Origin of the sequence: Planctomyces sp. SH-PL14 (genome assembly GCF_001610835.1) — a bacterium.
In the GTDB taxonomy this organism is placed as follows: Bacteria; Planctomycetota; Planctomycetia; order Planctomycetales; family Planctomycetaceae; genus Planctomyces_A.
The window spans coordinates 1630167-1644599 of record NZ_CP011270.1; the positions used below are offsets into that span (position 1 = coordinate 1630167).

At 64.9% G+C, this 14433-nt stretch carries 9 protein-coding genes; 6 read left to right on the forward strand and 3 right to left on the reverse strand.

Annotation, left to right across the window (positions count from 1 at the left end):
• The first annotated feature begins 184 nt into the window (after nucleotides 1–184).
• The 6 genes from VT03_RS06440 (at nucleotide 185) to VT03_RS06465 (ending at nucleotide 10512) form a co-directional block, all read left to right on the forward strand.
• Nucleotides 185–2746 carry an ATP-dependent Clp protease ATP-binding subunit gene (locus VT03_RS06440; protein WP_075092233.1) on the forward strand — a complete coding sequence of 854 codons (2562 nt, stop codon included), beginning with the start codon at nucleotides 185–187 and terminating at the stop codon, nucleotides 2744–2746.
• 468 nt (nucleotides 2747–3214) lie between these two features.
• The gene (locus VT03_RS06445) at nucleotides 3215–3856 is read left to right on the forward strand and encodes a TetR/AcrR family transcriptional regulator (protein ID WP_075092234.1); all 642 of its coding nucleotides are present in this window, start codon (nucleotides 3215–3217) and stop codon (nucleotides 3854–3856) included.
• Nucleotides 3853–5181 (forward strand): efflux RND transporter periplasmic adaptor subunit, encoded by a 1329-nt coding sequence (locus VT03_RS06450; protein ID WP_075092235.1) that lies wholly within the window; start codon nucleotides 3853–3855, stop codon nucleotides 5179–5181. The genes VT03_RS06445 and VT03_RS06450 overlap by 4 nt, the downstream gene beginning before the upstream one ends.
• A 104-nt stretch (nucleotides 5182–5285) precedes the next feature.
• Nucleotides 5286–8396 carry an efflux RND transporter permease subunit gene (locus VT03_RS06455; protein ID WP_075092236.1) on the forward strand — a complete coding sequence of 1037 codons (3111 nt, stop codon included), beginning with the start codon at nucleotides 5286–5288 and terminating at the stop codon, nucleotides 8394–8396.
• A gap of 212 nt (nucleotides 8397–8608) precedes the next feature.
• A complete protein-coding gene (locus tag VT03_RS06460; RefSeq protein WP_075092237.1) occupies nucleotides 8609–9190 on the forward strand; it encodes an RNA polymerase sigma factor in 582 nt (193 codons plus the stop codon).
• Nucleotides 9191–9399: 209 nt separating this feature from the next.
• Nucleotides 9400–10512 (forward strand): prolipoprotein diacylglyceryl transferase, encoded by a 1113-nt coding sequence (locus VT03_RS06465; protein WP_075092238.1) that lies wholly within the window; start codon nucleotides 9400–9402, stop codon nucleotides 10510–10512.
• 185 nt (nucleotides 10513–10697) lie between these two features.
• Here the strand turns inward: VT03_RS06465 and VT03_RS06470 are convergent, their stop codons facing one another.
• The 3 genes from VT03_RS06470 to VT03_RS06480 all read right to left on the reverse strand — a co-directional run bounded on the left by VT03_RS06470 (nucleotide 10698) and on the right by VT03_RS06480 (nucleotide 14293).
• On the reverse strand, nucleotides 10698–10892 hold the full coding sequence (locus VT03_RS06470) for a hypothetical protein (RefSeq protein WP_075092239.1): 195 nt from the start codon (nucleotides 10890–10892) through the stop codon (nucleotides 10698–10700).
• Between the two features lie 759 nt (nucleotides 10893–11651).
• On the reverse strand, nucleotides 11652–13736 hold the full coding sequence (locus tag VT03_RS06475) for a DUF1553 domain-containing protein (protein WP_075092240.1): 2085 nt from the start codon (nucleotides 13734–13736) through the stop codon (nucleotides 11652–11654).
• The gene (locus VT03_RS06480) at nucleotides 13733–14293 is read right to left on the reverse strand and encodes a sigma-70 family RNA polymerase sigma factor (RefSeq protein WP_075096960.1); all 561 of its coding nucleotides are present in this window, start codon (nucleotides 14291–14293) and stop codon (nucleotides 13733–13735) included. The genes VT03_RS06475 and VT03_RS06480 overlap by 4 nt, the downstream gene beginning before the upstream one ends.
• Nucleotides 14294–14433: the final 140 nt, after the last annotated feature.

Genomic DNA, 14433 nt, shown 5'->3' on the forward strand with positions numbered 1-14433 from the left:
CTGCCCCACCGGTACTACCGGAATACGTGAATCCCGATTGCGTCCACCCCGTTCTAGACGCTTTCCAGAACGCGGCCTAGAATTTCGCCGGTTGCCGGATGTTCAGAGTTTGACCTGACGCTTGCCGAAGGGATCTCAATCGCAAGTGTTTGTCCGGCAGGAAGTTGAACCAGGGGAATAACGAATGTACGAACGCTTTACTGACCGTGCCAGAAAGGTCATGCAGCTGGCCAACCAGGAAGCGCAGCGGTTCAACCACGAATACATCGGAACTGAACACATCCTCCTGGGCCTGGTGAAAGAAGGCTCGGGGGTCGCTGCGAACGTCCTCAAGAACCTCGACGTCGATCTCCGCAAGATCCGTCTCGAAGTCGAAAAGATCGTCCAGTCCGGACCGGACATCCTGGCCATCGGCAAGCTGCCGCAGACGCCGCGGGCCAAGAAGGTCATCGAGTACGCGATGGAAGAGGCCCGGAACCTCAACCACAACTACGTCGGGACCGAGCACCTCCTCCTCGGCCTCCTCCGCGAACAGGAAGGGGTCGCCGCCCAGGTCCTGATGAACCTCGGCCTCAAGCTGGAAGACGTCCGCGAGGAAGTCCTCAACCTGCTCGGCCACGGCATCGAACAGTCCGAAACGCAGGAGCGGGGCGGCGCCGCCCAGCAGGGGAAAGCCAACAAGAGCAAGACCCCCGCTCTCGACAGCTTCGGCCGCGACCTGACGGAACTCGCCCGCGGCTCCAAGCTCGACCCGGTCATCGGCCGGACGAACGAGATCGAGCGCGTCATCCAGATCCTCTGCCGCCGCCAGAAGAACAACCCGGTTCTCCTCGGTGAAGCAGGCGTCGGTAAGACGGCGATCGTCGAAGGGTTCGCCCAGATGGTCGTCGAAGGGAACGTGCCCGAGATCCTCCGCGACCGCCGGATCGTCGTCCTCGACCTCGCCATGATGGTCGCCGGCACGAAGTACCGCGGCCAGTTCGAGGAGCGGATCAAGGCGGTCATGAACGAAGTCCGCCGGGCGAAGAACATCATCCTGTTCATCGACGAGCTCCACACGCTTGTCGGGGCCGGGGGAGCGGAAGGGGCGATCGACGCCTCGAACGTCCTCAAGCCGGCTCTCTCCCGCGGCGAGATGCAGTGCATCGGTGCGACGACCCTCGACGAGTACCGCAAGTACATCGAGAAGGACGCCGCCCTCGAACGCCGCTTCCAGTCGGTCATGGTCGACCCGCCGGGCAAGGACCAGGCGGTCGAGATCCTGAAAGGCCTTAAGGACCGTTACGAGAGCCACCACCGTGTCCAGTACACGGACGACGCCCTCGAGAAGGCGGTCGAGCTGTCGAACCGGTACATCACCGGCCGCTGCCTGCCGGACAAGGCGATCGACGTCATCGACGAAGCGGGTGCCCGCATCCGTCTGAAGTCGATGGTCCGTCCGCCGGATCTGAAGGACCTGGAAGAAGAGATCGAGCGCCTCAACGCCCAGAAGGAAGAGGCGGTCGCCAGCCAGGACTTCGAAAAGGCGGCCTCGCTCCGCGACTCGGCCGACAAGCTCAAGAAGAAGAAGGAAAACATCAACCGCGAATGGCGGCAGAAGTCCAAGGAGACCGATGGCGTCGTCGACGCCGAGGTCATCGCGGAAGTCGTCGCCAAGATGACCGGCGTGCCCCTGACGCGCATGTCGAGCGAGGACACCGTCCGTCTGCTCGAGATGGAGAAGGAGCTGCACAAGCGGGTCGTGAGCCAGGATCAGGCGATCAAGGTCGTCTGCAAGGCGGTCCGCCGGGCCCGTGCCGGCCTCAAGGACCCCAAGCGGCCGATGGCGGCCTTCCTGTTCTCCGGTCCGACCGGGGTTGGAAAGACGCTGCTTGCCAAGACGCTCGCCGAGTTCATGTTCGGTGACGAAGAGGCCCTCATCCAGATCGATATGAGCGAGTACCAGGAGCGGCACAACGTGAGCCGCCTCATCGGTGCCCCGCCGGGATATGTCGGTTACGAAGAGGGTGGTCAGCTCACGGAGAAGATCCGTCGCCGGCCGTACGCGGTCGTCCTCCTCGACGAAATCGAGAAGGCGCACCCGGACGTCTACAACATGCTTCTGCAGATCATGGAAGAAGGCCGGCTGACCGACTCGTTCGGTCGGAAGGTCGACTTCAAGAACGTGATCCTGATCATGACGACGAACGTCGGGGCGAAGTCGATCGCCAGCAGCCCGTTCGGGTTCCGGACCGTCGCCAACGAGGTCCAGGAGCACGACAAGATGAAGACGAACGTCATGGCGGAGATCAGCCGGGTGTTCAAGCCCGAGTTCATCGGCCGTCTGGACGAGATCGTCGTCTTCCAGAAGCTGACCGACGAGAACATGCGGCAGGTCGTGGACATCGAGCTGTCGAAGGTCCGCAACCGTCTCAAGGAGCGGGGCCTGACGCTGCGTCTGTCCGACGAGGCGAAGCAGCTTGTGATCGACAAGACGCACGCCGATGGCGAGCGGGACAATGTCGATTACGGGGCTCGTCCGCTCCGCCGGTCGATTGAGATGTATGTTGAGGATCCGCTCTCGGAAGAACTGCTCCGCGGCGTGTTCCAGGGGAAGAACCTGATCACGGTGAAGGTGCGGGAAGTCGGGACGGAGAAGCAGTTCGACTTTGAGGGGGCGGTGGACGACTCCCTGGGTGTGGACGCGGCTCCGGAGTTGGCGACGGCGGGTGCGTCGTCGGACGAGACGGAGTCGGGCTCGAACTAGAGTCGAACTCGACAAGTGAGTGACAACGACACCGCGTGATGAACATCACGCGGTGTTTTTTTGCGCCTAGTACCAACCCAACCGGGGTCCAAGGGCACCCTGGTGGGGAGTGCAGAGGGGCAACGCCCCTTTGCCCGCCGGAGGCCCTCTCGTCGAGAGCTGTCTGAAGGAGCAAGTGTCCAAGCGCGGACACCATGCCGTATGCCCCCTCACCAACCCGCGGGGAGCACAAAGGGGACATCCGTTGCTGACCACGGTTCCTCATGGAAGCGCCTCCGGCGGCAAGGGGTTGCCCCCTTGACCCCAGTGGCCGTGGCACGACGGGTTTGAGCGAACATCGTCGTGCCGGCAAGCGAGCTATGCACCGCCCCTCAGAATCGGGAAGCGCACAAACTTCTCTTGCGTCCACTTTCCCTCCCCAGAAATAATTGACGGACGCGTCCGTCCGGTAATCTCTTCCGCGGGTTCATGGAAACACAGCCGACATCGGTCCGAGGGCCAGGACGCCCCCGGGACGAAGACCTCAGCGCCCGCCGCTCCTCCGAAATCCTCGAAGGAGCGGTCCGGTTCTTCGCCGAATTCGGCTACGCCGACGCGGACCTGCAGGTCCTCGCGGACCGGGTCGGCGTCGGCAAAGGGACCATCTACCGCTACTTCCCCAGCAAAGAAACCCTGTTCTTCGCCGCCGTCGAACACGGCCTGCACCAACTCCGCGAAGCGACCGAAACCGCCGCCGCCCAGGCCGAAACCCCGCTCCAGGCGATCGAACTCGCCATCCGGGCGTACCTCGGGTTCTTCGACCGGCACCCCGAGATCGTCGAACTCTTCGTCCAGGAACGGGCCCACTTCCGCGACCGCCCCCAGGCGACCTACTTCATCCACCAGGAAGCCCACTCGCAGGGCTGGCGGCAACTCGTCCTTCAACTCATCGCGGACAAGGTCATCCGCGACATTCCCGTCGACCGCATGATGGCCACCATTTCCCAACTGCTCTACGGCACCATGTTCACGAACTACTTCCGAGGTCGAACGCACGCGGTCGAAGACCAGTGCCAGGACATCCTCGACCTCACCTTCCACGGCATCCTCGAGCCGGGAGTCCGCACATGACCAAGCTCCTTCCCCGCCTCGCCGCGGCCTCTCTCCTGCTCATGACTCTCGCCGGTCCGCTCTGCCTCTCCGGATGCCAGAAGGGAGAGGCGGTCGCCGACACGAAGGCCGACGCCAAACCGGATCCGATCGTCGTCACGACCGCCCCCGTCGAGTCCCGCAAGGTCGAGCGGCGGGCTTCAGTCGTCGGCACGCTCAGCGGGTTCGAAGAGTTCACCATGACCCCCAAGGTCGAGGGCCGGGTCGCGTCGATCCTGTTCGACGTGGGAGACCGGGTGGATCCCGGGACCGTCATGCTGGAACTCGATTCCGTCGATTACCGGCTGGCGGTCGATGAAGCCGAGCGGGGACTGGAGACGGAACTGGCCCGGCTCGGAACCGCCCAGGTCCCGAACGAGTCGTTCGACATCGAGAAACTCCCCAGTGTCACCCGGGCCCGGCTCGTGATGGAGAACGCCAAGCGGCGGGCTGACCGGATCAACACGCTCTTCCGCTCTAACGCCGCCTCGGAGGACAGCCACGAGCAGGCGCAGTCGGAGCTCGACGTGGCCGACGCCACGCTGAAGCAGACCCGCCTCGACGCCCAGACCGCCCTGGCCGGCGTCCGCCACCGACAGGCGCAGCTCGCCACGGCGCGGCAGAAGCTCGCCGAGACGAGCCTGACGGCACCCAGGTTTTCTCCAGGTAAGGAGTTCGGCGAGGCCGCCGTCCAGTATGTCGTCGCCAAACGGATGGTCTCGGTGAGCGAGATGGTCCGGGCCTTCCCGTCGACACCGGTCTTCGAACTCGTCATCGACAACATCCTCAAATTCCGGACCGCGATCCCCGAGCGGTACCTCTCGCAGGTCCGCCTTGGACAGATGGTGGAGATCCGGGTCGAAGCGTGGCCGGACCGGGTTTTCCCCGCGCGGGTCTCGCGGATCGAGCCGACGATCCATCAGGAGAGCCGGACGTTCCTGGCGGAAGCACTCGTTGCGAACCCGGAACACAAGCTGATGTGCGGCGGTTTCGCCAAGGCGGAAGCAGTCCTCGATGAAAACGCCCACGCCCTCGCCGTCCCGCTCGACGCCATCGTCCAGTTCGCCGGGGTGACGAAGGTCTTCCGCGTGGTGAACGACGCGGCGGAAGAAGTCGTCGTCCGCCTCGGCGGCCGCGGCCCCGGCTGGGTGGAGGTGATCGGCGGTCTCTCGGCCGGCGATTCCGTCGTCACGAGCGGCCACTCGAAGCTCTCGAACGGGACGTCCGTCCGGATTCGCGAAAGCCTGGACGACAAGCCGACTCTCCCGGCGGACCCGAAGCCAGCCGTGACCGCCGCCAGACACTGATGCTGTCATCTGGCTGGGCCGCCACTCGTGGCCGCCGCCGATCCTGATCCAGACTCCCCGTTCTGGCCCTGGGCTCTCGCCCCGGGCCCCAGGCCTCCCCCCAAATGCGTATCTGGGAACTCTGCATCCAGCGTCCGATCTTCACCCTCATGCTGGTCAGCGCGCCGGTCGTGATGGGGCTCGCCGCCTACCCGCGGCTGGGGGTCGACCTGTTTCCGAACGTCGACCTCCCAACGACGGTCGTCACCACGACCCTCAAGGGGGCCGGCGTCGAGGAGATGGAGACCTCGGTAACGAAGCTCATCGAGGAGACGGTCAACACGATCTCCGGGATCGACGAGCTCCGTTCCGCGACGAAGGAAGGGTTCTCCCAGGTCATCATCCAGTTCGACCTGTTCAAAGACGGCGACATCGCCGCCCAGGAAGTCCGGGACAAGGTCTCGTCGATCCTGAGCCAGCTCCCGGTCGGGACCGATCCGCCGCTGATCGACAAGTTCGATCTCGACGCGTCCCCCGTGATGACGCTCGCGATTTCCGGGAAGCGGAACTTCCGCGAAGTGACCGAGATCGCCCGCAAGCAGATCAAAGAGAACCTGGAGACGGTCGGCGGCGTTGGTGCCGTGACGCTCGTGGGGGGACTCAAGCGGGCGATCAACATCTATATCGATACCGACAAGCTCGTCGGCTTCCGCCTCTCGGCCGACGATGTCCGCCAGGCGCTGATCCGCCAGAACCTCGAACTCCCCGGCGGCCGCGTCGACCAGGGCTCGAAGGAGCTCGTGCTGCGGACGATGGGACGGCTCGACAAGTCGGCGGACTTCGATGAGCTGATCATCGCCGACCGGGGGGGCTTCCCGGTTCGGGTCAAGGACATCGGCCGGGTGGAAGACTCCTTCGAGGAGCCCCGCGGCCTGAGCCGCCTCGACGGCGACAACGCCGTGAGCCTCATCATCCAGAAGCAGTCGGGCAAGAACACCGTCGAGGTGGTCCACGCGGTCAAGGCCCGCCTGGCCAGCATCCGCGACACGCTCCCCGCCGACATCCAGACGGTCGTCATCCGCGACCAGTCCCGGTTCATCGAGGCGTCGATCGAAGAAGTCCAGTTCCACCTGCTGCTGGCGGCGGTCCTCGTCAGCCTGACGATCCTGCTGTTCATCCGCGACTGGCGGACCACGATCATCGCCACGCTGGCGATCCCGACTTCGATGGTCCCGACCTTCGCCTGCATGTACTACATGGGCTTCACGCTCAATAACATCACGATGCTGGGCCTGATCCTGGCGATCGGGATCGTGATCGACGATGCCGTCGTCGTGCACGAGAACATCTTCCGCCACATGGAGGAAGAGGGAAAGGACGCCATGGAGGCGTCGAACAGCGCGACCGCCGAGATCGCCGGCGCCGTCGTCGCCACCACGATTTCGCTGCTCGTGATCTTCATCCCGGTCGCCTTCATGGAAGGCCGCGTCGGCCGGTTCTTCAACTCGTTCGGGTTCACGGTCGGCTTCGCCATCATGGCAAGCATGTTCGTCTCGTTCACCATGACCCCCATGCTCTGCTCGCGGTTCCTGGTCCTCGAGAAGGGACACAAGACGAGCAAGGAGGGGTTCTTCACCCGGATCATCGACGGCAGCTACCTCGCCATCCTCCGGTTCTCGCTGCGCCACCGCTGGGTCATCATCCTGGCGACGGTCCTGACGCTCCTCTCGACGCCGGTCATCTTCGGGATGATCGGGAAGGACTTCGTGCCGAAGGACGACCAGAGCGAGATGGAAATCGCCATGACCCTCCCCGAGGGCTACACCCTTGAGCGGGGCGACAAGGTCCTGAAGGAGATCGAGGAGCGGCTCAAGAAGCTCCGCGGCGTGACGCACGTCTTCACGATCATCGGCGACACGACCGGCCGCGTGGCGAAGGGCCAGGGGGACGTGACGCAGGCCAACATCTACTGCCGGCTCGTCGACCTCAAGGAGCGGGACTACTCCCAGTTCGACGTCATGAACGACGCCCGCCTCCTGATGCGGGACTATCCCGACCTCCGCTCCGCCGTCCAGGAAGTCTCCGCCATCCAGGCGACCGGGTTCCGACAGGTCGACATCGACCTCAACCTGGTGGGCCCCGACTTCGATGTCCTGCAGTCGTACGCGGACAAGATCATGGACTACATGCGGAAGAGCGGGCACTACGTCGACATCGACACCAGCCTCTCGATCAGCAAGCCGGAACTGCGGGTCCAGATCGACCGCGAGCGGGCCTCGGACCTCAGCATCCCGGTGCGGACGATCGCCTCGACGCTCGGGATCCTGGTCGGCGGGGAGCCGGTCAGCAAGTACAAGGAGGCGGACGAGCAGTACGACGTCTGGCTCCGGGCCGAAAAGAACTTCCGTGACGACCCGACGAGCGTCGACACGATGACGATCCCGTCGGAGAAGGTCGGTCTCGTCCGGCTCTCGAACGTGGCGAAGCTCGAACCCGCCCTGGGACCGACGACGATCAACCGCTACGGGCGGATGCGGCAGCTCGTCGTGATCGGGAACCTGAAGGGGATCGCCCTCGGCGAAGGGATCGAGGAGCTCGACCGGTTCGTCCGGACGCTCAACCTGCCGACCGGCTACCACCACGAGTTCATTGGCCGGGCGAAGCTCCTGCGGGAATCGAACTCGAACTTCCTGGTCGCGTTCCTGCTCAGCTTCCTGTTCATGTACATGGTCCTCGCGGCCCAGTTCGAGAGCCTGGTCCACCCGATCACGATCATGCTGGCCCTGCCGCTGACGCTGCCGTTCGCCTTCCTCTCGCTGTGGCTCCTGCGGACGAACCTCGACGTCTACGCGATCTTCGGACTGTTCATGTTGTTTGGCATCGTGAAGAAGAACGGCATCCTTCAGATCGATTACACGAACGTCCTCCGGGGCCGGGGGATGGAGCGGGACGCAGCAATCATGGAGGCCAACAAGACCCGCCTCCGTCCTATCTTGATGACCACCCTGATGCTGATCGCAGCAATGGTCCCGATTGCCCTCGGCCAGGGGCCGGGCGCCGGATCGCGGGCCAGCATGGCCAAAGTCATCATTGGTGGACAGGCGCTCTCCCTGCTTTTGACTTTGCTGGTCACTCCCGTGGCGTATTCGCTCTGGGACGACTTTACGGCGATCATCCGCCGCAGGCTGTCTGTGGCCAGGCCGCAGCCGCTCGCCGCCGCGGAAGGGTCGACCTAACCCGCAGGGCTGACGGCGGTTCTGTGGCTGCCCGGCTTCGCCGGCCAAAGAAAATCTTGTCCCGGATTCCGGTCCCGCTTACCATTGAGAAGGGAAGAGATACCCGCACGGACGTCGATCATGAACCGCACGGCACGAACTGTGCTGGGCCAGAAGTGCAGGCAGCAGTGCCTGACCGCCGGAATGACCCGGGTTGAGCGAAGGGACGTGTCGTGGCCTTTACAGACGTCGACCGCCGTTTATTGAAGCAGTGCATCAGTCGGGCTCCCGGAGGCTGGGAGGCCTTCATCGACCGCTTCCTGGGCCTGTTTCTCCATGTCATCAAGCACACGGCGAGCGCCCGCAGCGTGGCGCTGACGTCTGACGACGTCGACGATCTCTGTTCCGAGATCATGCTGATGCTGCTCCAGAACGACTTCGCCGTCCTGCGGCATTTCCGCGGGAAAGCGTCGCTCTCGACCTATCTTGTCGTCATCGCCCGCCGAGTCGTCGTCCGGGAGCTGATCCAGCGGAAGCAGGCCGAGGCGCTCGGGCACGTCGCCGCGCACAACAACGCGATGGACGCCGCCGGGAACATTTCCGAAGTCCAGCGGATCGAGAACTCCGACGAAGTGAAGCTGCTGATGGGGGTCCTGGGTCCCAGCGACTCCGAGATCATCCGGAAGTACCACCTCGAAGGCCGCAGCTACCGGCAGATCAGCGAGGAGCTGGGGATCGCCGAGAACTCGATCGGCCCGACCCTCAAGCGAGCCCGCGACCGCCTCCGCGAGATCAACGTCCGCAGCCGGGTTTGATCCACGGATTCCCCGCGTTTTCGAGTCCGCCGACAGGCGGCGGAGCAAGGCGGGGTCGACTCTTTTTGCCGCGGCAACGTATCCTGATGCCGGGGAGTGGCGGAGGCCGCTCCCGCGAGCTCGAGCGAATGCGGAGAGACTCGCGCCCTCACAAGAAGGTGCGTGGAGTCCGTCTCGAGACGCCCGTTTGCCGGTGAAGGGATCTGCCGATGCGTCCAGTCCTCCTCCTCTTTTTCCTCGATTCCCCCTGGGCGATCTGGAAACACGATCCGGCGCAGGGGCTGTCAGGGCCCGGTCTGGCGGTCGTGGTGTCTGTCTTCGCTCTGGCCTATCTCGCGTTCGCGCGGCTCCGGTACGGCCGGGTTCCGGAGGAGGACCGTCCGCCGCTCGTCTTCGCCGGGATCGTGGTGGGCCTCCTGACGGTCCACTCCGTGCTGGGGATGCATCTGCTCCCGCGCTCGTTCCCCCTCTTCGGCTATGGCGTCAGCGTTCTGATCGGCGTTCTCTCGGCCCTCTGGCTCACGCGCCGGCGTGCGCTCAAGTCGGGCAAGGATCCAGAACTGGTCATGGACCTCGCCCTCTGGATCGTCGTTGGCGGCGTTCTCGGAGGGCGGATCGCCTATCTCGTCCAGTTCCGCAACCAGGTCTTCATGCCCGGCATGGGGCTCGCGGAGGCCCTGTTCGCAGCGATCAATCTCACCGCCGGCGGACTCGTTCTGATCGGGGCTCTGGTGGGCGGGACCGCGGCGATGTTTGCGTTCAGCCGTTCTCGGCAGATCTCATTTCTCGATGTCGCCGATCTCGTCATTCCATCGGTCTTTGTCGGCGTCGGCTTCGGCCGCATCGGCTGTCTGCTGAACGGTTGCTGCTACGGCGACCCCACGTCGATGCCATGGGGGATCTGCTTCGCTCCAAACACACTGCCGTTTAAGGCGCTTGTGGCTGATGGCGTCCTCCCGTCCAATGCTGTCGCAACGATGCCGCTCCATCCGACGCAGATCTACAGTGCCCTCGACGGCTTCTTCGAAGCGGCTGTCCTGAGCTGGTTCTTCTGGCGTCGGCGGCGCGTCGGCGAGGTGTTCATCCTGGCGTGCCTGATGTACGCCACGTCCCGCTTCCTGATGGAGTTCCTGCGAGGCGACTCGCCGGGGGTCTTCGGAACGCCGCTGACGATCTCGCAGGTGTATTCGCTGGGGATCTTTGGAGCCGGCGTGGCGATGTGGGTCTTCCTCTCGCTCCGCCCCGCACCGCCGGCCACAACGACCGCCGCGGCTCCGACTCCCCCTTCGCCTCCACCAGCCCTTCCGCATCCGACGCGGTAAGCGTGCGTGTCGCTGGACTCGCCTGAGGGTTCAGGTGCGGGGTGTCCGCCTTCCCGTACGAATCGGAGAGCGCGGCCACGGTCCCTGGGAGTCGGCGGAAAGCAGCCGACGCAACGTGAGCCCGCGCGTCGGGTGGCTGGAACAAGGCCGGATCGGAGGCGTCGCCTGAATCGGCGGCCGAGGGCTTACCGCATCTCGCGGCGGGTGTCCCAGCCGAGGTAGATCACGATCAGGGCGGAGATGATGAACAGGATGTCCATGACCATCGTGTGCTTCCCGGAGAACGGGATGCCGGTCGCGATGTCGAGAACCGCGACGGCGGCCACGATTCCGGCGATGGCCATGGAGGCGACAACGAGGGTCTTGGGGGTGTCAGCCATGAGGATCGAAACCGTTTCGCGTCACGCCGCGGAAGGGAAACTCGGTAGAATGTCAGTATAGAGCATGGTGGAATCCCTCCTCCAGCCCCTTCGACTGGTTTCCGGGGGTAGGGGCGGGGAGCCACGATGTATCCGTTATGATCCGACGAACTCCTGCCCTGCGAGTCGCCGCCATGAGATGTGTTTTCGGACGGTCCTGCTGCTGTGTCGCACTCCTTCTGGCTGCGGCCGGGCCGCTCTGGGCTCATCCGGGGCATGGGACGACGGATCCGGGGAGTGTGGCGCACATCGCCGAGCCGGTGCATTGCGGGGCGATCTTTGCGGCCGTGGCGGCAGTGGCGGTCGCTGGGATCGTGGTCTGGTCCTTCCGAAAAGCGCGATCGCAACGACGGTAAGTAAGACCATACCGGGGTCCAGGGGCTGGCCCCTGGTGGGGGATGCAAGGGGGCGAAGCCCTCTTGCCCGCCGGAGGCCTGGCCGTCGAGAGATGTCTGAAGGAGAGCGTGTCCAAGCGCGGACACCGTGCCGTATGCCCCCTCACCAACCCGCGGGGATCGCAAAGCCAGCGATGTAGTGTGGAGGAATCCTCAACGCCGGTACCACAAAGGGGACGTCCGTGGTGTACCGCGGTTCCTCATGGAAGCGCCTCCGGCGGCAAGGGGGCCAAGAAACAACACAGGCCCCCTTGACCCCAGGCTGCCGTCGCACGTTGGGTTTGAGCTATCGAGTCGTGCCGGCAAGGACGGTGTTTGAGCGTCCTCAGTGATTGACGGCGAACTCGCTCGAATTGAGATACGCCCACAACACGTCGCTCAGCCCCTCATTCAACGCGACTTCCACCGGCTGCCGCCCCTCCTTGCGATACTTCCGCACCAGCTCGACCAGCCGCGACAGCTCCCGCGGCGTCGGCTGACGGGAGAGCGCCGTCTGACAGAGACGCCGGATCTTCTCCGCCTCGCCCCCCGGCTCGTTCAGGACTTCGTAAAGCGACGTCCCCGGCTGACCGCTGACCGCCTGCCGGATCAGGTCGCCGTTCATCATCATCAGCGTCTGGGCAAACGACCCGTCGAACGTGCTGACCTCGGCATTCTCGTCGTTGTCGACCGCCGCATAGAACTGATCCAGCCACGCCTGCCGCCGCGTCTCCACCTCGTTCCACGACACGCTGCGGTGCGCGTTCGTCGCCACCAGCAGCGAATCGAACATCTGCTCCGCCGACAGCGGCTTCACATACATCCGGCTGAAGAGAGGCGTGACCCCCTCCGACGGCTCGTCCGCCTGGTTGTCCGTACCGAACTCGCTCGTCAGCTGATACGCCGAGGAAGTGCAGATCCAGCGGATGAGCTGCTGGACGTCATACCCGCTCGCCACGAAGGCGGCGGTCAATTCATCGAGAAGCTCCGGGTGCGAAACCGGCGTATGCGGTCCCATGTCATCGACCGGCGTCGTGAAGCCGCGGCCGAAGAAGTGATTCCACATCCGGTTCACCATCGCCCGGGCGAGCTGCGGGCGGTCGCCGTCCGCGAGGAGCCGGGCGAGTTCCTGCCGGCGGTTCACCCCGGCACGGGAATCGACCTCGTGGCTCTCCAGCTTCGGATAGGCGACCCGGACCACCCCGCGCAGGTCTTCGTAAAACGTCGGACCACTGCCGCTGGGGTCGTTGACGAGCGCCCGGACTTTCTGCCGCTGGCCGGTCTGCGGATTGACCTCGTCCCGCTCGGCGACCGAAGTCTGCTGGAAGAAACTGTTGAAGCCCCAGAACTCGTCCTGCGACGCGCCGGTCGTGGGATGCTTGTGGCACTGCATGCAGTGCATCTGCGTGCACAGGAACAGCCGCGACGTGATCGCCGTGGCGGGGACCGCCTCATTGTTGAGATGGGCCAGAAGGAACGCGCTCGCGCCGTTCTCCTGCTCCGTCCCCTCGGCGGTGAGCAGCTGCCCCACCGTCTCCGACCACGGACGGTTCTCATGGAACTGACGGCGGAGGAACCGGGCCAGCGAAACCCGGTCAACCGGCTTGTTCGACGACCGCCCCACCAGCAGGTTCGTCCACTGGGTGGCGAAGTGCCGGGCGAAGTCGCTCCCGGCGAGCAATTCGTTCACCAGCCGCTCCCGGCGATCCTCGCGGCGATCGGCCAGGAAGGCGTCGACCGCGGCGACGTCGGGAATGTGACCGGCGATATCGAGATAGACCCGCCGAACCCATTCGGCGTCGTCCGCCCGCTTCGACGGGGTGACCCCGGAGAGCGTCCAGCCGGCGTTCAGGTGCGTATCGATCAGCCCCACCACCGAAACGACATCGGTCCGGACGGCCGGCGTCGCGGGAGGCGAAACGGTCTCCGGCGCCGAAGGCGGATTCGAAGTCGTTGCCGGCGTGTTGGCCCCCGCGATGTGAATCGGCGGGATCATCGGCACCGAGGGAATGACCTTCGCCGTGCCGGACGAACCATCGCCGGCCGGATCGGGCGTGCCGGGGCCGTTCGTCTTGGGATTCGGCGTGTCGACGGCGACCGGGGCGGGCCCCAGAACGCCTGCCGGACGCACGAGCAGGACGGCCAGCAGAACAGCCGCCGCCGAAGCGACCGTAGCACCGGCCCGGACGAGCCGCGAACGGCGCCAGCCGGTGGTCTGGGCTACGGCCGGGACCGGTTCGGGGGACGCGACGCCGAGAGCGGCGTCCCAGGCCAGATTGCCGTGCAGGCAGAGATAGTCGAAATAGAGCGACTGGGCGTCGCGATCCGCGAGCACGAGCTCCTCGATCTGCGCAATCTGCTCCGGGGTCGCCTGGTCGTCGACCAGGAGATCCAGCAGCTGCAGCAGGCGATGGCGGGTGTCGTGGGTCACGGGGAATTCTCAGCCGCCAGTCGGCGGCGCATGCACTCCAGTAATGTTCGTCGGATCCGGCCGACCGACTGGTACACCGAATTGGCCGGCCGCTCTAACTCATCGGCCAGATCCTTGCCGTGAGTCCCGGGCTGATACCGCTGGCGGATCAGCTCCCGGTCCTCCGGCTTGAGCCGGGCCATGCAGGCCTCCAGGGCCAGCCGCTTCCGTTCCCATTCGTCCGAAAGCCCCTCCGACTCCGTGGCGATCTTGTCCATGAAGTCTTCGGAGAACCGGAGCCGGTCCCGGTGGCGGGACTGGCGAAACTGCAGGACTTCGAACCGGGCCACCTGGCAGGCCCAGGCGAAAAAACTCGTCCCGAGCTGAAACTGGCTCGCCTTGGTCAGCAGCACGACGTTCGTGTTCTGCAGGACCTCTTCCGCCTCCTGCGTGCTCCCCAGTTGCGAGAGGAGAAACAGGTAGAGCGGACGCTGGAACTTCGTGAACAGCTGAATGAACTGCTCACTCGGCGCGGCGGGCGCAGAGCCAGAATCGGCGACGGGTTTCGGTGGTTCCACGCGCGTCGTCAAACTCGAAACTCGGACGGTTCTTCGCGAAGGCGATGGCCGGAATCGGCAGGGACCGGAGACGGTCCGGACGGGGCGAACGAAGGCAGGAGAAACGGCCGGTGGAAGCGAACACGGGGAGCCTGATGGCT